14 protein-coding genes are annotated in these 18,235 nt (G+C 70.1%); 7 read left to right on the top strand and 7 right to left on the bottom strand.

Annotated features, from left to right (window positions below; translation table 11 throughout):
• Nucleotide 1 precedes the first annotated feature (1 nt).
• A complete protein-coding gene (locus ABD810_RS17625) occupies nucleotides 2-1,075 on the bottom strand; it encodes a PhoH family protein (RefSeq protein ID WP_425566910.1) in 1,074 nt (357 codons plus the stop codon).
• A 129-nt stretch (nucleotides 1,076-1,204) separates the two neighbouring features.
• On the bottom strand, nucleotides 1,205-1,567 hold the full coding sequence (locus ABD810_RS17620) for a histidine triad nucleotide-binding protein (RefSeq protein ID WP_425566909.1): 363 nt from the start codon (nucleotides 1,565-1,567) through the stop codon (nucleotides 1,205-1,207).
• Nucleotides 1,568-1,823: 256 nt separating this feature from the next.
• On the opposite strand from ABD810_RS17620, the gene ABD810_RS17615 reads away from it, so the two are divergent.
• Both ABD810_RS17615 and ABD810_RS17610 read left to right on the top strand, forming a co-directional pair.
• Nucleotides 1,824-2,303 (top strand): SigE family RNA polymerase sigma factor, encoded by a 480-nt coding sequence (locus ABD810_RS17615; RefSeq protein ID WP_344941967.1) that lies wholly within the window; start codon nucleotides 1,824-1,826, stop codon nucleotides 2,301-2,303.
• Entirely contained in the window at nucleotides 2,300-2,998 is a 699-nt protein-coding gene (locus ABD810_RS17610; protein WP_344940728.1) for a hypothetical protein, read from the top strand. Before ABD810_RS17615 ends, ABD810_RS17610 begins: the two co-directional genes overlap by 4 nt.
• Before the next feature lie 198 nt (nucleotides 2,999-3,196).
• Here ABD810_RS17610 and ABD810_RS17605 read toward each other — a convergent pair whose 3' ends face one another.
• Genes ABD810_RS17605 through hrcA form a run of 3 tightly spaced genes read right to left on the bottom strand, consistent with a single transcriptional unit; the run spans nucleotide 3,197 to nucleotide 6,128 of the window.
• Nucleotides 3,197-3,922, bottom strand: coding sequence for a 16S rRNA (uracil(1498)-N(3))-methyltransferase (locus tag ABD810_RS17605; protein ID WP_344940725.1), 726 nt, complete (start codon nucleotides 3,920-3,922; stop codon nucleotides 3,197-3,199).
• A 55-nt stretch (nucleotides 3,923-3,977) separates the two neighbouring features.
• Nucleotides 3,978-5,117 (bottom strand): molecular chaperone DnaJ, encoded by a 1,140-nt coding sequence (dnaJ, locus tag ABD810_RS17600; protein WP_344940721.1) that lies wholly within the window; start codon nucleotides 5,115-5,117, stop codon nucleotides 3,978-3,980.
• The gene (gene hrcA, locus ABD810_RS17595) at nucleotides 5,118-6,128 is read right to left on the bottom strand and encodes a heat-inducible transcriptional repressor HrcA (RefSeq protein WP_344940718.1); all 1,011 of its coding nucleotides are present in this window, start codon (nucleotides 6,126-6,128) and stop codon (nucleotides 5,118-5,120) included.
• A 491-nt stretch (nucleotides 6,129-6,619) separates the two neighbouring features.
• On the opposite strand from hrcA, the gene ABD810_RS17590 reads away from it, so the two are divergent.
• Together ABD810_RS17590 and ABD810_RS17585 are read left to right on the top strand one after the other, a co-directional pair.
• Nucleotides 6,620-7,438, top strand: coding sequence for a DUF3097 domain-containing protein (locus tag ABD810_RS17590; protein ID WP_344940715.1), 819 nt, complete (start codon nucleotides 6,620-6,622; stop codon nucleotides 7,436-7,438).
• The gene (locus tag ABD810_RS17585; protein WP_344940712.1) at nucleotides 7,435-8,139 is read left to right on the top strand and encodes a DUF4870 domain-containing protein; all 705 of its coding nucleotides are present in this window, start codon (nucleotides 7,435-7,437) and stop codon (nucleotides 8,137-8,139) included. The genes ABD810_RS17590 and ABD810_RS17585 overlap by 4 nt, the downstream gene beginning before the upstream one ends.
• Before the next feature lie 13 nt (nucleotides 8,140-8,152).
• Here ABD810_RS17585 and hemW read toward each other — a convergent pair whose 3' ends face one another.
• Both hemW and lepA read right to left on the bottom strand, forming a co-directional pair.
• Nucleotides 8,153-9,370: a radical SAM family heme chaperone HemW gene (hemW, locus tag ABD810_RS17580; RefSeq protein WP_344940709.1), complete on the bottom strand. Its 1,218-nt coding sequence runs from the start codon at nucleotides 9,368-9,370 to the stop codon at nucleotides 8,153-8,155.
• 65 nt (nucleotides 9,371-9,435) lie between these two features.
• Complete coding sequence (lepA, locus tag ABD810_RS17575; RefSeq protein ID WP_344940706.1) at nucleotides 9,436-11,262, bottom strand: translation elongation factor 4; 1,827 nt, start codon at nucleotides 11,260-11,262, stop codon at nucleotides 9,436-9,438.
• A gap of 369 nt (nucleotides 11,263-11,631) precedes the next feature.
• On the opposite strand from lepA, the gene rpsT reads away from it, so the two are divergent.
• The 3 genes from rpsT (at nucleotide 11,632) to ABD810_RS17560 (ending at nucleotide 18,235) form a co-directional block, all read left to right on the top strand.
• On the top strand, nucleotides 11,632-11,904 hold the full coding sequence (gene rpsT, locus ABD810_RS17570) for a 30S ribosomal protein S20 (RefSeq protein ID WP_344940703.1): 273 nt from the start codon (nucleotides 11,632-11,634) through the stop codon (nucleotides 11,902-11,904).
• Between the two features lie 248 nt (nucleotides 11,905-12,152).
• Nucleotides 12,153-15,530 (top strand): FtsX-like permease family protein, encoded by a 3,378-nt coding sequence (locus ABD810_RS17565; RefSeq protein WP_344940700.1) that lies wholly within the window; start codon nucleotides 12,153-12,155, stop codon nucleotides 15,528-15,530.
• A complete protein-coding gene (locus tag ABD810_RS17560) occupies nucleotides 15,527-18,235 on the top strand; it encodes an FtsX-like permease family protein (protein ID WP_344940697.1) in 2,709 nt (902 codons plus the stop codon). Before ABD810_RS17565 ends, ABD810_RS17560 begins: the two co-directional genes overlap by 4 nt.

The raw sequence follows: 18,235 nt of genomic DNA, 5'->3' as shown, positions 1-18,235 counted from the left end.
CTTATCTCCCCCGCGGGCGCTTGCCGCCCTTGATGGCATGCGGCTCGGCGGTCGCGAGATCGTGACGGCTGTAGGCGTCGACGATGTCGCTCACCAGCTTGTGCCGCACCACGTCCGCACTCGTCAGCCTGCTGAAATGGATGTCCGGAATGCCCTCAAGGATATCCTGGACGACCTTCAGCCCGCTCTCAGTGCTTCCCGGAAGGTCGATCTGGGTGACGTCGCCCGTGACGACGATCTTGGCACCGAACCCCAGGCGGGTGAGGAACATCTTCATCTGCTCGGGCGAGGTGTTCTGTGCCTCGTCGAGGATGATGAAGGCGTCGTTGAGCGTGCGGCCGCGCATGTAGGCGAGCGGCGCGACCTCGATCGTGCCCGCCGCCATCAGGCGCGGGATGGAGTCGGGGTCGAGCATGTCGTGCAGCGCGTCGTAGAGCGGGCGCAGGTAGGGGTCGATCTTCTCGTACAGCGTGCCGGGCAGGAAGCCCAGGCGCTCACCCGCCTCGACCGCGGGACGGGTCAGGATGATGCGGTTGACGTCCTTGGCCTGGAGGGCCTTCACCGCCTTGGCCATCGCCAGATAGGTCTTGCCCGTGCCGGCCGGGCCGATGCCGAACACGATCGTGTGCTTGTCGATCGCGTCGACGTAACGCTTCTGGTTGACCGTCTTCGGGCGGATCGTGCGCCCCCGTGAAGACAGGATGTCGAGGGACAGCACGTCGGCGGGGCGGCCCGAGCTCATGCGGAGCATGGCGATGCTGCGCTCCACCGCGTCGGCGGTGAGCTGGGCACCGGACCGCACGAGCTCCACCATCTCCTCGAAGAGCCGCACGACCAGGCCGCTCTCCTCGGGGTTTCCGCTGATGGTGATCTCGTTGCCGCGGACGTGGATGTCCGCACGGAACGCGCCCTCGATGACCCGCAGCAGTTCGTCACGGGAGCCGAGAATGCTCACCATGGCGTGCTCGTCCGGGATCACCACCTTGGCCTGCGTTCGGGACGGGCCCTTGGCGCGCGGCGGTTCGCTGTTGTGCGCACCGGAGGGCGCGCTGCGGGGTTCGTGTGACTCGGACATGGGCGGCCCTGCGGCCTGCTCGCCTCCCGGCCTGATGAATGTGTTCACCGCGTTCGCTGGGATGACCGTACCGTCTGGCATCCGGCCCGACCGCGCCGCTGACTACGCCCCATGGTATCCGGGCCGGACTCAGCCCGGAGGCCAGTGCATCGCACGACCGCCGAGCACGTGGCCGTGCACGTGGAAGACCGTCTGACCGGCCTGCGGGCCGGTGTTGAAGACGAGGCGGTAGCCCTCGTCGGCGACGCCTTCCTGGACCGCGACCGCGTGGGCCGCCTTGAGCACCTCGTCGGCGAGCCCGTCGTCCGCGGCGGCGAGCGCCGCGGCGTTCTCGTAGTGCCCCTTGGGGATCACCAGTACGTGGGTCGGGGCCTGCGGGTTGAGGTCACGGAAGGCCACCGTGCGGTCGGTCTCGTGGACGATCGTGGCCGGGATCTCCTTGGTCACGATCTTGCAGAACAGGCAGTCTGTCACCGCCCGAATGGTAGTCACCTCTGTTGCCAATCGGTAATACCGAGGAGGTCCCGTCGAAAGATCCTCGCGGCTAGGGTTGGTGTGCGACACTTCAGCGTCAGATAGCGGAGAGTGTCGGCGAGGCCACCGGCGAGGACACAACTGGGTCATGCCCCCTAAAGAACCGGCAGAGCGTAAACCCTCTGGGAAGGCCGTGCGTCCAACAGATGTGACCACCGAGACCCTCGTGGCCGAAAGGTCGCTGGGGGCGGTGCCCGTCGGATGGGACGCCGACATGGCCGTAACGGCGCTTTACAGCGCCCACTATCGGTCGCTTGTGCGTCTCGCCATGCTGTTGGTCCGCGATAGCGCGACCGCGGAGGAAGTCGTGCAGGATGCGTTCGTCGCCCTTCATGGGGCGTGGCGCCGCCTGCGAGACACCGACAAGGCACTCGCCTACCTGCGCCAATCGGTCGTCAACCGATCGCGCTCCGTGCTCCGTCACCGCGCCGTCGTGGAGAAGTACGCCCCCAAGGGCCTCCCCGACGCGCCGAGCGCGGAGAACGGTGCCATTGGCGAGCTTGAGCGGTCCGCCGTCATCGAGGCGCTGCGCGGGCTTCCGACCAGACAGCGCGAGGCGCTGGTGCTGCGATATTACGGCGACCTCTCAGAGGCGGAGATCGCCCACGCCATGGGCATCAGCAAGGGTGCGGTGAAGAGCCACACAGCCCGCGGCATGGCCGCCTTACGCACTGTACTGGAGCAATTGTCATGACCGAGTCCCCCGACGAGTACGGCGAGGTACTCCGCCGTGTCTTGCGCGCGGAGGCGAGTTCTGTCATGCCCTCCGCCGAAGGACTAGAGATCATCCGCACGCGCATCGACCAGCGCGGCGTGCGGGGCATGTTTTGGTGGAAGGCCGCCGCGTCGGCGTTCGGAGCCGTCCTGGTGGCCGCCACGGTGGTGATGGCCATACCGGGCCTGCGGCAGCATCTCGACCCGAGCCCGCAGCCCATCATGCCGGTCCAGTTCGACACCTCGCCACCCGACGAGTCGAGCACGCGCAGGCCGCAGAACAACCTTCAGCCTCCCGTAGGCTCCCAGATCCCTCAGCCGAGCCTCTCGGTCACCCCGACGCCGTTCCCGACGTCCCAGTCGACGGCGACGACGTCGCCGGGCACCGACTGCGCGACCCCGGCTCCGACGTCCGGTTCGGCCCTGCCCTGCCCGTCCCCCTCGTCTTCGGACCCGCAGGCCGACCAGACCACCAGGCCCGGACCCAGGCCGACGCCCACGCCCACCGCCAAGCCGACGGTCCAGCCCACCCACTCCCCCAAGCCGCCGACCCCGACGGCGGAACCGACCACGAGCCCGTGCCAGCAGTGCTCGCCCGCGCCCACGGAGACCACGCCTCCGACGGTCACTCCCCAGATGACCACGCAGGCCGAGACGACCGCACCCCAGCCCTGAGCCCAGGCCCTCGCCCTGCGAGGGTTCGGGCCGGATCTTCACCGTCTTCGGGGTGAAGTCGGCGTCCTCCGGGGGTGAACTTGGCGTTGTTCAGGGCGAAGTCGGCGTTGTTCGCGGCGGAGTCGGCGTCGTCCGGGTGAAGTCGGCGTCCGGGTGAAGTCGGCGTTCCCGCCGCCGGTCAGGGCCGGACGGCTGGGGTCACCAGCGGCCGCACCGGGACAGCAGCACCGCGGCGGCCGCCACTCCGGCCGTGGAGGTCCGCAGGACGGTCGGGCCCAGCAGGGCCGGCGTGGCACCCGCCTCCCTGAACCGCTTGATCTCCTCGTCGCCGATCCCGCCTTCGGGACCGACCACCATCACGATGTCGCCACTCGCCGGGAGCTCCAGACGTGACAGGGGCTGGGCGGCCTCCTCATGGAGCACGGCGGCGACCGCCGCACCGCGCAGCAGGGCCGCCACCTCGCTCGTGGTGGCCTGCTCGGTGATCTCCGGCAGGTGGAACCGCCTGGCCTGCTTGCCGGCCTCCCTGGCCGTCGAGCGCCAGCGGGCCAGGGCCTTGCCCGCACGGTCGCCCTTCCACTGGGTCACGCACCGGGCGGCGGCCCACGGGACGATGACGTCCACGCCCGCCTCGGTCATCATCTCGACCGCCAGCTCGCCCCTGTCGCCCTTGGGCAGGCCCTGGACGACCACCAGACGGGGCGAGGGGGCGGGAACCGTGTGACGGCCGGTCACCTCCAGCCGGAGGGAGTCCTTGGCCACGTCGCGCACGACGCACTCGGCCACCGCGCCCCTGCCGTCGGTGAGGTCGACGCGCTCTCCCGCGCGCAGCCTCCGCACGGTGGCGGCGTGCCGCCCCTCCGCGCCGGAGAGGATGATCTCCGCGCCCGACAGGTCGTCGGCGAGGAACACCGGGACGCTCACCGCGGATCAGGGGCGCGGGCACGGTCCCGCGCCACGGGGACGAAACCCATCGCTCTCATCGCCCGTTGAAAGCGTCCTTGAGCCGGGAGAAGAAGCCCTGCTGCCCGGGGGCGAACTTGCCCGGCGGGCGCTCCTCACCGCGCAGCCTGGACAGCTCCTTGAGCAGCTCCTCCTGGGCGGCGTCGAGGCGGTTCGGCGTCTCCACGTTCACGTGGATCAGCAGGTCGCCACGGCCGGTCTCGTTGAGGCGCTGGATGCCCCGGCCGTACAGGGGGATGACGTGCCCCGCCTGGGTGCCGGGCCGTACGTCGATCTCCTCGGCCCCGTCGAGCGTCTCCACGGTCAGGATCGTGCCCAGAGCCGCCGCCGTCATCGGGATCTGGACCGTGCAGTGCAGGTCGTCGCCGCGCCGCTCGAAGATCTCATGAGGCCGCTCGACGATCTCCAGGAACAGGTCTCCGGGCGGGCCACCACCGGGCCCGACCTCGCCCTCACCGGCGAGCTGGATGTGCGTGCCGTCCTCGACGCCGGCCGGGATGCGCACCTTGATGGTGCGGCGGGTGCGTACCCGTCCGTCACCGGAGCACTCCTGGCAGGGATGCAGGATGATCGAGCCGAACCCGCCGCACTGGGGGCAGGGCCGCGCGGTCATGACCTGGCCGAGGAACGACCGGGTGACCTGCGAGATCTCGCCACGGCCGTGGCACATGTCGCAGGTGTCGGGATGGGTGCCGGACGCGGCGCCGGAGCCCTGGCACACCTCGCACAGCACGGCGGTGTCGACCACCAGCTCGCGCGTGGTGCCGAACGCCGACTCCGACAGGTCGAGCTCGACCCGGATCGTCGCGTTGCGTCCGCGCCTGGCCCGGGACCTGGGCCCGCGAGACCCGCCGCCGCCACCGAAGAAGGCGTCCATGATGTCGCTGAACGGGAAACCCGCGCCGAAACCCGCGGCACCGGCTCCCGCTCCCGCCGCCCCGCCGAAGGGGTCGGCTCCGAGATCGAACATCTGGCGCTTGTTCGGGTCCGACAGGACCTCGTACGCCTGATTGATCTCCTTGAAGCGCTCCTGCGTCTCCGGGTCGGGATTCACATCGGGGTGGAGCTCGCGCGCGAGGCGGCGATAGGCCTTCTTGATCTCGTCTTGGCCGGCGTCACGGCGGACCCCGAGAATGCCGTAATAGTCGCGGGCCACCTAGGACCCCGCCAGGATCTGGCCGACATAGCGTGCCACTGCGCGCACAGCTCCCATCGTCACCGGATAATCCATTCGCGTCGGGCCCAGCACTCCGAGCCGAGCCAGTTCATTGTCGCCCGAACCGTATCCGGCCGCGACGATCGAGGTGCCGTGAAGCCCGGAGTAGGGATTCTCCGAGCCGATGCGGACCGTGAGCGCGGCGGAGTCGCTCGCCTCACCGAGCAGCCGCATCAGCACGACCTGCTCCTCCAGCGCCTCGAGGACCTCTCGCAGGCCGACGCTGAAGTCGCCCGCGAGGTTGGCCGCACCGGCAAAGACGATCTTCTCGTCGTGCCGCTCGACCAGGGTGTCCAGCAGCACGGAAAGGATCGTGCTCGCCACCGGGCGGTCTTCCTCGGGAAGCCGCTCCTGCAGGTCGGCCACCGTGTCCGGCACTCGGGTGAGCCGGCATCCGTCGAGGCAGGCGTTGAGCACCGCCCGCAGATGCGCGATCTGGTCGTCCTCCACGACATCGGGAAGGTCGACCACTCGCTGCTCGACCCGGCCGGTGTTGGTGATCAGCACCAGCATGATCCGCCGCTCCGCCAGCGGCACGAGCTCGACGTGCCGCACCGTGGAACGGATCAGCGAAGGATACTGCACCACGGCGACCTGCCGGGTCAACTGCGCCAGCAGCCTCACCGTGCGGGTCACGACGTCGTCGAGATCGACGGCGCCCGCCAAGAAGGTTTCGATCGCCCGGCGCTCCGCACCGGACAGCGGCTTGATCTGGGACAGCCGGTCGACGAACAACCGGTAGCCCTTGTCGGTGGGCACGCGACCCGCGCTGGTGTGCGGCTGCGTGATGTAGCCCTGCTCCTCGAGCACTGCCATGTCGTTGCGAACGGTGGCCGGAGAGACGCCCAGATTGTGCCGCTCCGCCAACGCCTTCGACCCGACCGGCTCGTTGGTGGACACGTAATCTTCGACAACGGCGCGCAGAACTGCGAGCTTACGCTCATCGAGCAACGTGCTCACCTCCTGCCTGCGTTCGTGCCTGCGTAAACGCCTGGTCTGGCACTCAGTGTTCCCGAGTGCCAAGTGTACGGCTCTCGCCGACGGGGTGCGATAACTCGCCCCTACGACCTCACCCGCTCAGCGGCGAGCCACCTGCTATCCAGCGGCAAGGCGGCTCCACCACACTCGGACCCACGAGTGAGAACGACCCCCCCGGTAAACGACGCGACCACCCGGCCGCCGCGTCCCCACTCCCCCGGTGAGCATGCTCCCCCGCCAGGCCCGCGGTCCGGAGGCGCGCCCGCTGGCGGTTCCCGTTCCTACGGCACCCCTGAATACGGCTCCCCTCCCGGCGGCCCCTACGGTCCCGCTCCCGGCGCCCCCTACGGTTCCCCTGCCCCGTACGGCCCCGTGCCCGCAAGCGGCCGGTGGCCGTTCCCTACGATGGCGGCCCGCAGCAGGGCGCGCCGCCCAGAGCGTGACCTTTGCTAGCGTGCCGAGGTATGCGGGACTACGGACGCGACGTGCTGGCAGGGAACTGGCGGAGACCGCTACGCGGGAAGATCCCGAAGGTCCCCGCCGAGCCCGGCCTGGTGGTTGAGGATCCGGGAGGCTTCTGCGGCGCCGTGGTGGTCTGTGACAAGGAGGCCGTCACGCTGGAGGATCGCTTCGGGCAGCGGCGGGTGTTCCCGCTCGCGCCCGCCGGGTTCCTCCTCGACGGCAAGCCCGTGACGCTCGTCCGCCCGGCTCCGGCCGCCCCGCGGGGCCCGGCACGCAGCGCGTCGGGCTCCGTCGCCGTGAGCGGACTGCGGGCGCGTGTGGCCAGGGAGAGCCGCATCTACGTCGAGGGCGTGCACGACGCGTCCCTGGTGGAGAAGATCTGGGGCCACGACCTGCGCGTTGAGGGCGTGGTCGTCGAATACCTGGAAGGCGTCGACGACCTCCCGGCGATCGTCGCCGAGTTCGGGCCCGGCCCGGGGCGGCGCCTTGGGGTGCTGGTGGACCATCTGGTCCCCGGCTCCAAGGAGAGCCGCATCGCGGCCCAGGTGTCCTCACCTCATGTGCTCATCACCGGGCATCCCTTCGTGGACATCTGGCAGGCGGTGAAGCCCTCGGTCGTGGGCATCCCCGCCTGGCCCGTGGTGCCGCGCGGGGTTCCGTGGAAGGAAGGCGTGATCGAGGCCCTCGGGTGGCGGCTGGAACCTGCGGACGCCTGGCGCCGCATCCTCGGCTCCGTCGGGACCTTCACCGATCTGGAGCCGGAGCTTCTCGGCCGCGTCGAGGAGCTGATCGACTTTGTGACGATGGAAGAGGAAGCATGAGCGAGACCCCGCAAGATCGCCGCCCCGACGACCTTCCGGACGACCGGGGGCATGACGGACCGCCTGCGTACGGGCAGCCCGGCCATGGACGACCCGGGTATGGACAACAGGGCTACGGCCAGCAGGGCTATGGCCACCAGGGCTACGAGCAACCCGGGTACGGGCAACAGGGCTACGAGCAACCTGGCTACGGGCAACCTGGCTACGGGCAACCCGGATACGGACAACAGGGCTACGGACAGCAGGGCTACGGCCAGCCCGGGTACGGCCACCAGGGCTACGAGCAACCCGGGTACGGGCAACCCGGGTACGGGCACCAGGGCTACGGGCCGATGGGGCGCCCGCCCGAGCCGCACGTGCCGGGGAGGTACGGACCCCGTCCCGGGTCCGACGACACGACGATGTCGATGCTGGCCCACCTGCTGGGCCTGCTCACCTCGTTCGTGGGCCCGCTGATCATCTATCTCGTCAAGAAAGACGAGTCGCCCTACGTCCGCGACCAGGCGGCCGAGGCGTTGAACTTCCAGATCACCCTGTTCATCGCCTATGTGGTGTGCACCGTGCTGGCCTTCGTGATCATCGGCTTCCTGCTGATGTTCGTGGTGTGGATCGGCTCTCTGATCATGATGATCATGGCTTCGGTGGCCGCGAACCGGGGAGAGAACTATCGCTACCCGATGAACATCCGCTTCGTCAGCTGACCACGGGCGCGGGTCAGGTCAGATCGCGGACCAGGGCGTCGGCGAGCAGGCGTCCCTTGAGGGTCAGCACCGCCCGGCCGGTCGTGAAGGGCTCCGGCTCCAGCAGCCCGTCTCCGAGCGCTCGGGCGACGGCCGTACGGGCGTGCGGGCCGATCTCGGCGAGCGGGTAACCCGAGTCGAGCCGGAGCTCCAGCATCAGGCGCTCGACCTGCCGGTCGCCCTCCGCCAGCACTTCACGCGCGTGAGCCGGCGAGGATCCCGTGGCCAGCCGCGAGGCGTAGGCCGCGGGATGCTTGACGTTCCACCAGCGGGTGCCGCCAACGTGGCCGTGCGCGCCCGGGCCGACGCCCCACCAGTCGCCCCCGGTCCAGTAGAGCAGGTTGTGGCGGCACCGGGCCGCCACGGAGGTGGCCCAGTTGGACACCTCGTACCAGCCGAACCCCGCCGCCGCCAGCATCGTGTCGGCGATGACGTAGCGGTCGGCGGCCACGTCGTCGTCGGGCATGGGCAGCTCGCCCCTGCGGATCCGCGCGGCCAGCCGGGTGCCGTCCTCCACGATCAGCGAGTAGGCCGACACGTGATCGGGACCCGCCTCGATCGCCGCCGCGAGGGAGTCCCGCCAGTCGTCGTCGGACTCGCCCGGCGTGCTGTAGATCAGGTCGAGGTTGACGTGCGCGAACCCCGCGTCGTGCGCCTCTCGTACGGCCTGCGCCGGGCGGCCGGCGGTGTGGCGCCGGTCGAGGACGGTGAGCACGTGCTCCTTGGCGCTCTGCATGCCGAAGCTGACGCGGTTGAACCCACCGCTCCGCAGCCTGTGGAGGTAGGCGGGGTCGACGGATTCGGGGTTGGCCTCGGTGGTGACCTCGGCGCCCGGCGCCAGTCCGAACTCCGCGTCCACCGCCCGGAGGATCCTGACGAGGTCATCGGCGGGCAGCAGGGTCGGCGTGCCACCGCCGAAGAAGACGGTCTCCACCGGCAACTCGGCGTCCCCGAGCACCCTGCGCGCCAGGCGGATCTCCTCGATCGCCGTGTCGGCGTAGTCGGCGCGGGAGGCGCCGGGACCAAGCTCTGTGGCGGTGTAGGTGTTGAAGTCGCAGTATCCGCAGCGGGTGACGCAGAACGGCACATGGACGTAGAAGCCGAACTGCCGCGTGCCGAGGCCCTCATGGGCGCTCGCGGGCAGCTCGCCCGACGCGGGCACGGCATCGCCGTCGAGAAGTACGGAAGGCACGTCTCCAGTCTGCCGCTCCCGGCCCTGTGCCTCGGACGGGCCCGTGACGGCGGAGGACCGGGGTGCTACTTCTTGGCCTTGTCGGCGGCGGGGGCCTCGGTGGACAGCGCGGCGACGAAGGCCTCCTGCGGGACCTCGACCCGGCCGACCATCTTCATGCGCTTCTTGCCTTCCTTCTGCTTCTCCAGCAGCTTGCGCTTACGGCTGATGTCACCGCCGTAGCACTTGGCGAGCACGTCCTTGCGGATGGCGCGGATGTTCTCGCGGGCGATCACGCGGGCGCCGATGGCCGCCTGGATCGGCACCTCGAACTGCTGGCGGGGAATGAGGTCCTTGAGCTTCTTGGCCATCTCGACGCCGTACGCGTAGGCCTTCTCGCGGTGCACGATCGCGCTGAACGCGTCGACGGCCTCGCCCTGGAGGAGGATGTCGACCTTGACGAGGTCGGCGTCCTGCTCGCCCGACGGCTCGTAGTCGAGCGAGGCGTACCCGCGGGTGCGGGACTTGAGCTGGTCGAAGAAGTCGAAGATGATCTCGCCGAGCGGCAGCGTGTAGCGGATCTCCACGCGGTCCTCGGAGAGGTACTCCATCCCGAGCAGCGCGCCACGCCGGCCCTGGCAGAGCTCCATGATCGCGCCGATGTGGTCGGAGGGCGAGAGCAGCGTCGCCTTCACCACCGGCTCGTAGATCTCGGCGATCTTGCCGGCCGGGAACTCCGAGGGGTTGGTGACGACGAGCTCCTTGCCGTCCTCCATGATCACCCGGTAGATGACGTTGGGCGCGGTGGAGATCAGCGAGAGGCCGAACTCGCGCTCCAGCCGCTCACGGACGATCTCCATGTGCAGCAGGCCGAGGAAGCCGCAGCGGAAGCCGAACCCGAGTGCGGCGGAGGTCTCCGGCTCGTACACCAGCGCCGCGTCGTTCAGCCGCAGCTTGTCGAGAGCCTCGCGCAGCTCGGGATAGTCGTCGCCGTCGATCGGGTAGAGGCCGGAGTACACCATCGGCCTCGGGTGGTCGTAGCCGCCGAGGGCCTCCTGCGCCGGGCGCGCGGTCGTGGTGACCGTGTCGCCGACACGCGCCTGCCGCACGTCCTTCACGCCCGTGATGAGGTAGCCCACCTCGCCGACGCCGAGCGACATGGACGGCACCGGCTCCGGCGAGATGACGCCGAGCTCCAGGGTCTCGTGCGCCGCGCCGGTGGACATCATGATCGTGCGCTCGCGCTTGGAGAGCCGTCCGTCGATCACCCGGACGTAGGTGACGACGCCCCGGTAGGTGTCGTACACCGAGTCGAAGATCAGTGCCCGCGCGGGGGCGTCGGCGTCGCCGACAGGGGCGGGGACGTTCTGCACGACGTGGTCGAGCAGATCCTTGACGCCCTCACCGGTCTTGCCGGACACCCTGAGCACGTCGGAGGGGTCGCACCCGATGAGGCCCGCGAGCTCCTCGGCGTACTTCTCGGGCTGGGCGGCGGGCAGGTCGATCTTGTTGAGCACCGGGATGATGTGCAGGTCGGCGCTCATGGCCAGGTAAAGGTTGGCCAGCGTCTGCGCCTCGATGCCCTGGGCGGCGTCGACCAGCAGGACCGCGCCCTCACAGGCCTCAAGGGACCGGGACACCTCGTAGGTGAAGTCGACGTGGCCGGGCGTGTCGATCATGTTGAGCACATGACCGTCCCACGGCAGCCGGACCGCCTGCGACTTGATCGTGATGCCGCGCTCGCGCTCGATGTCCATGCGGTCGAGATACTGCGCTCGCATCTGCCGGGCGTCGACCACACCGGTGAACTGCAGCATCCGGTCGGCAAGCGTTGACTTGCCGTGGTCGATGTGCGCGATGATGCAGAAGTTGCGGATCAACGCGGGGTCGGTCTGGCCAGGCTGGATGCGCACCGGGGTCCGTTTCGGCAGGGTTGACGACGATCAGAAGGCTGGCAGGGCAGCCGCTAACCATGGTGGCACGCCCGGGTGGTCACCCGAACGCCTCACCTGGACAGCAGATCGGCGCGGCGATTGCGCCCGCACACTCGCCCGGACGAGGTGTGCCACCTCGCCTCGCCGGCGTGCGGTGCCGCGCTCGCCACCAGTTTACCGGGCACCAAGACCAACAAGCTCGGCACTGCGCTAAGATAAGGGGGCAGACGTGTGCCATGGTCTCCGATTTGAGGGTGGACCTGGCATGTTGGTACTCTGTTCAACTGCGTGTGGCGCGCCCTCTCTGCCCGCGCGCCCCATCCAATCGACTTTCACCGAGGCTTCTTCGTGGCGAACATCAAGTCCCAGATCAAGCGCAACCGGCAGAACGAAAAGGCCCGGCTGCGTAACAAGGCTGTCAAGTCGTCCCTGAAGACGGCGGTCCGCAAGTTCCGCGAGGCCGCTGAGCAGGGCAACGTGGAGGAGGCGGCCGTTCTCATGCGCACCGCCTCGCGTCAGCTCGACAAGGCCGTCAGCAAGGGCGTCATCCACAAGAACCAGGCGGCGAACCGCAAGTCGGCGATCGCCAAGCGCGTCGCCGCCCTCGAGCCCGCCAAGTAGGCTCGCTCAAGGCTCTTCCACAACGCCGTATCTGCCAACGGATGCGGCGTTTTGGCATGCCCGCCTACGGTCGAACATCCGTGCTCGCCTCCGGCTCAGGCCACCGGTTTCCTGATATGTCATGATTTTGATATCACATGGTAGTTTCCGCTGAATATCGGGTGTATCACCGTGCTTTCCGCCCTCTTCCCTCCCCCGGAACCGTAACTAAGGTGTGCGAAACGGGTTAGGGCAGCGGGAGGCAGGTCATGCGGGGGCGGACACCTCTGGTGCTGCGGCGTGCGTTCAGCGAACCACTGCTGCTCCTCGCGGCCTTCGGCTCCATCCTCCTCGCGACCACCACGCTCGTGGCACTCGCAATGTACGCCTCCTCGGTCGCCGACATCGGCGTGCGACGCGCCATGGAGACGGTCTCCTCCCGCACCACCGCGATGGCGATCACCACACCGGTCAGCCAGAGCACGTTCGACCGGATCACGAAGGCCGTGCGGACCGGGTTGGCCGGTCTCGCCGGAAGCTCCGGCGGCCCGCCCGTGCCGTATGCCACCACCCTCAGCGCCCGATCCGACTCCTACGCCCTTCCGGGACAGGAGCGGCGAGAGCGCCCCGAGCTCACGCGGTTCGCGACCTACGAGGGCCTCGAAATCCGGTCACGGCTCCTGCAGGGCGCCTGGCCAGGCCAGTCGGCCAAGGGCACCGTCGAGGTCGCTCTCTCACAGCCCGCGGCGCTGGCGATGAACCTGAGCGTCGGTGACGAGTTCAGCATGGTGGGACGCCTCGACCACAAGACCGTCCGCGCGAAGCTGACAGGCGTCTTCCAGCTCAACGACCCCTACTCCGAACGCTGGAGCGGTGAGGAGCTGCTCCGCCGGGGCGTGGAACGCGGTGACTACACGACCTACGGCCCCATGATGGTGCCGGGCGAGACCTTCCTCGCGAGGTTCACCGGCAGTGGCACGATCATCACCGCCAACTGGACCGCCGTACCCGACCTGCGCGCTCTCACCCAGGACCGGCTGCGGCCCTTCGCCACCGCGGTGCAGGGTTTCGGCGACACGCTCAAGCGCGACTGCCCCACCTGCCAGACCTTCAGCCGTCTGCCCGAGATGCTGACCCAGCTCGACCAGGCGGCTCTGGTCGCCAGGTCCACCATGCTCGTCCCGGTGCTGCAACTGCTGCTGCTCGCCGCGTACGCGCTGGTCCTGACCGCGCGGCTGCTCGCCGACCACCGGCGCATGGAGGTGGCCCTGCTGCGCTCCCGGGGAGCGGGCAGCATCCGGCTGACCATCCTGACCGGCACGGAGGCCCTGCTGATCGCCGTGCCGTGTGCGATCGTCGCCCCGGTCCTGGCCCCCCGGCTCCTCGACCTGATCAACGCGATGCCGTGGATCCAGGCCGCCGGAGTCGACACCCCACGGCCGGGGGCCACCACCTTCGCCATCTCCGCCGCCGTGGCGCTGGCCTGCGCCGTTCTGCTCGCGCTGCCCGCCCTGCGCGGCACCCGCCGTACGTACGTGGAGGAGCAGGCGGCGCGCGGCCGGGGCGACGCGCAGGGCCTGCTGCAACGAGCGGGCGGCGACCTCGCGCTCCTGGTCGTGGCGGCGCTCGCGATCTGGCAGCTCCAGCACTACGGCGCCCCCGTCACCGCGACCACGAGCGGCGATCTCGGGATCGACCCACTCATCGTGACCGGCCCGGCGCTCGCGCTGCTCTGCGGCGGCATGCTCGGCCTGCGGCTGGTGCCGCGGGTGTCCGCCATCGCCGTCCGGTTCACCTCCCGGCGGCCCAGCCTGGCTCCGGCGCTCGGGGCCTGGCAGGTCAGCCGTCGCCCACTGCGCTACTCCGGCCCGGCCCTCCTGCTCACGATGGCGGTGGCGATCGGCGTGGTCTCCATGGCGACCTCGGCCACCTGGCGAACCTCGCAAACAGACCAGGCCCGGCACCAGGCAGGGGCCGCCCTGCGTGTGTCCGGTCCCGTGGAGTCACATGAGCTCGGCCGGTTCGGCAGGGGATCGGTCTACGCGGCCCTGCCGGGCGTCACCGCGATCAGCCCCGTCTACCGCGGCCAGGTCTCCCTGGGCGCCACCAACGGCACGCTGATCAGCACCGACGCGACCAAGCTGGAGCGGCTGCTGATGCTCCGGCCCGACTTGGCCGGCCATCCGGTGAGCATGCTGGCCGCCCGCCTGGCGGCAGGACGGCCCGACACGCCAACCGTCCCGATGCCCGGCACCCCGAAGAGGCTGGACCTCGATGTGCGGCTCCGCCTCGATACGCCTGCTCGGAGCCCGGAGTACACCTCTCTCGTGCTCCGGATGGTCCTCTCCGACGCGCTGGGCGTGCAGCGCGAGGTCTCCCTGGGGTCCTTGGTCCCCGACGGGGAGCCGCACCCGATGTCGGTGGACCTGACCGCGCTCGCCGGGCAGGCCGGCGGGCTCAGCCACCCGCTCGGCATCCGGGGCTTCGCCCTGCAGATCCCGATCCCACCCGTCGGCAGCGGCTTCGAGCTGGCCGTGGAGTCCGCGCGCACCGACACCGGCGCCCAGGTCACGTTGCCGCGGGACCTGCAGTGGGGTCACCACGTGCGGGGCGTGGGCTACATCTCCAGGGAGCAGGTCACGACCGGCCCCGCCCTGCTCACCCTGAAGGTCCCGCCGCCCAAGAAGCACGCCCCCCGCGACCCGGCGGACCCTGAGTACCTCGCCCTGATCCCCGCCTCCGCCGCGATCCAGAACATCGACCTCTTCTCTCCGGTGGACACCGCCCTGAGCGCGCCTCCAGGCGGGAGCGACACCGGTGGCGCGGCACCGGGGTCCGCGGAGAGGCCGGAGATCTTCAGGACGCTCCCTGTCGTGATCACCTCTGACATCGCGGCACGCGGGAGACTGGCGGAGGGCAAGACCACCTCCCTGACGCTGGACGGCCAGCCCATCCAGGTCACCGTCGCCGGGATCGTCGACGCCATGCCGGGAACCGCCGCCGGGGTCCCGGCCGTGCTCGCCGACCTGCCCACGCTCGTCGCCCGGGACGTCGCCTCCGCCCGCGACCCACGTGCCGCCGGGGAATGGTGGATGTCCACCAGGGACGGCGACACGACGGCGGCGGCCGCCGCGCTGGCGCGCCATCCTGAATGGGACCAGGCCGTCGTCGACCTCACCTCGCTGACACGAAAGCTGAGGGACGACCCTCTGGCCAGCGGCCTCCAAGGGGCGCTGATCTTGGGGTTCGCCGCCGCGCTGGTCTTCGCGCTGCTCGGCTTCGTGGTCAACGCGGCTGTGGCGGCGCGCGAGCGGGTCGCCGAATTCGCCATCCTCCGGGCCCTGGGCGTCAGCTTCCGCCAGATCTTCGGCCTGCTCGCCGTCGAGCAGGCCTTCATGATCCTGCTCTCGCTGGTGGGCGGCACCCTGCTGGCCATCGGGGTCGCGACGCTGGTGGTCCCGCACATCGTGCTCACCGGACAGGCGGCCCTGGTGACCCCGATGGTGCTGCTCGACATCCCCTGGCCCGCGACGCTCGCCATGCTGGCGGCGGTCGGAGCCCTGCTGTTCTCGATCGTTGCCGGCCTGGCCCGCTCTCTCCGGCGTCAAGGCCTCGGCCGGGCCCTGCGCATCGGGGAGGACCGATGAACCCCCTGCTCCTGCTCAGGGTCCACCGCGGCGCGGTGGCCGTACTGGCGCTGCTGGCACTGAGCGCCTCGCTCCTGATCGCCGCGCTGCCCCGGGGGTTCGAGGCCTCCTACGACGACGCCCTGCACGGCATCCTCGACGTGACCAGTGCGAACGTCACCGACCTCACCATCTCCCTCGAGCCGAGAGCCGCCGAGCAGCATCTGACCTCCATGGCCGGGTTTCAGAAGAAGGACCGGGAGTGGCGTGAGGCCCTGCCCTCGTCCGTGACCTCGGTGCTCCAGACGAGGCGGGGCAGGGAAGGCCACTTCGCCGCCAAGACCATCGGGACACCGGTCGCCGGGCGGGTCGGAGTCGACGGGCCGCCCCAGCAGTACGTGAACGTGGGCTGGGTGTCGGGCACGGAGAAGCGCGTCCGCTACGTGCAGGGCACACCGCCCGGCCCGCCGGGCGTCGTCGCCCGCGTCCCCGGTTACCCGGACCTCCAGAACGTCAAGCGGTTCGACATCGCGCTGGTGAAGGACGCCGCCGAGAAGATGGGCATTCCGGTCGGCACCACGCTGGTGCTCGGCAACAGCCGCTCCATACTCGGCCGCGTCACCGGCGTGTTCGAACCGGTCGACGCCTCCGACCATGGTTTCTGGGACCACAACCTCGACGTGCTCAAGGTCAGCATCCGGCGCACGGCCGGGTCGGACATAGAGGAACAACGCATCACCGGGCTGACCGACGTCGGCTCCCTGAGCATGCTCAACGGCCAGGACCGGGATCTGATGTACAGCTGGGTCATCGCGATCGACCCCTCCGCCGTCGATACCCGCAACGCGCCATCGGTGATCCAGGGCGTGACCGACTTCCAGAGCTACCTGGACAAGGGCGCCGGCCGCGTACTCGCCACCTACGCTGAAATCGCCCAGTACGCGCCCTACTTCCTGGCCACGGGCCTGGGTGACCTGCTGACCGACTTCCTGCGGCGGCTGGCGACCGCGCAGGCGCTGATGTTCCTGATCCTCGGCGGGCTGGCCACCGTGGCGACCGGCGTCATCGCGCTGGCCGTGCAACTGCTGAGCGAACGCATGCGTCCCGGCCTGGCGCTGGCCCGCGCCCGTGGCGCGTCGCTCGGGCAGGTCGTACGGGTGGGTGCGGGCACGGTGGCCCTGGCCGTCGTGCCCGCCGTTCTGGTCGGCTACGGGCTGTCCTATCTGCTATCGGGGCCGGTCACCCCGATCGTCCACCTTGGCCCGCTGGTCATCGTGGTCATCACGATCGTCTTCGCCGCCGCCCGCCTCGCCTTCACCCACCGCAAGCCGCTTCAGGACCGCCGCGACGACGTGGCGATCCGCCGCTCGTCCCCCCGCAGGACCGCTCTGGAGCTCCTGATCGTCGTGCTGGCGCTCGGCGGCTCCTACCTCCTGCGGACTCGAGGCCTCGCCACGGAGGTGGCCGCCCAGGGGGCCGACCCGTACCTGATGCTCGTACCCGCCGCACTGACCGTGGCGGTCGCGCTGATCACGCTGCGGTGCTACCCCTACCCCCTGCGCCTCATCGTGTGGCTGGCCGCCCGCGCGCGACCGGCCGTACCGTTCGTCGGGCTGACCCTCGCGGCCCGGGCCCGGTCGGTCACCGCGCTTCCCGTGCTGATCCTGCTCCCCGCCCTGGCCGTATCCGTCTACGGCGCCGTGGTCGCGGGGACGCTGGACTCCGCGCAGCGGCTCACCGCCTGGCAGGCCACCGGAGCCGACGCCCGGGTGGACGGCCAGGCCGAGATCCCCGACGACGTCATCGAGAAGATCCGCCAGGTGCCGGGTGTCCGGTCGATCGTGCCGGCGGACAAGGGCACGGCACAGATCGGGTACGGCGGCAGGAGCGCCATCGCCGTCGCCATCGACCTCGACGCCTACCGCCGGATCGTGGCCGACCTCCCCCTCGACGTCCCGCCCCCCGCGCCCGGTGTGGCCGCTCCCGCCATCCCGGCCCTGCTCTCCCCCGACCTCGCGATCCACGACACCCTCGACATCGGCTGGCACGTCCGCATGAAGCTGGTCAAGCGGGGCGTGATCACCGGGGGGCTGCCCGGCCTGTCCTTCGCGGAGAGCAACCTGATCGTGCTGCCGTACGACGCGGCCAAGCGGGCCGGACTGCGGACGTACACCAACACGCTGCTCATCGACGGGGAGAACATCGACGGCGCCAAGCTGAGGGCCGCGACCGGGAACAGGCCCGACTTCCTGGTGTCGACCTTCGGCGAGGCCCTCAACCGGGTGACCAAGTCACCGCTCACCAACACGATCAACGGCAGCTTCCTCCTCGTCACGATCGCCCTGGCCGTGTACGCGCTGCTCACTGTGGTCATCGCCCTGGTCGTCGGCGCGACCGACCGGGCGCGGGCCCTGTCCTACCTGCGCACACTGGGGCTGTCCGAACGCCAGGCGGCCGGCCTGACCGTGCTGGAGATCACCCCGCTGATCGTGCTCACGGCGTGCGCGGGCCTCCTGCTCGGCCTCGCGCTTCCCTCGGCCCTCGGTCCCGGCCTCGATCTCAGCGTCTACACGGGCGACCAGCCCGTACGCACGTACGATCTCAGCCTCACCACACCGGCCCTGCTGGCCGCCGGGCTCTCCGCCATGGCCATCGCCGGCGCCTACCTCCACGCCATGATCGGCGGCCGCCGGTCTCTCGGCTCCATCCTGCGAGTGGGTGAATGA

Origin of the sequence: Sphaerisporangium flaviroseum (assembly GCF_039537005.1) — a bacterium.
Classification (GTDB): Bacteria; Actinomycetota; Actinomycetes; order Streptosporangiales; family Streptosporangiaceae; genus Sphaerisporangium; species Sphaerisporangium flaviroseum.
Note: the sequence above shows the minus strand (reverse complement) of the source record. Positions and strands in the feature narration are given on the sequence as shown.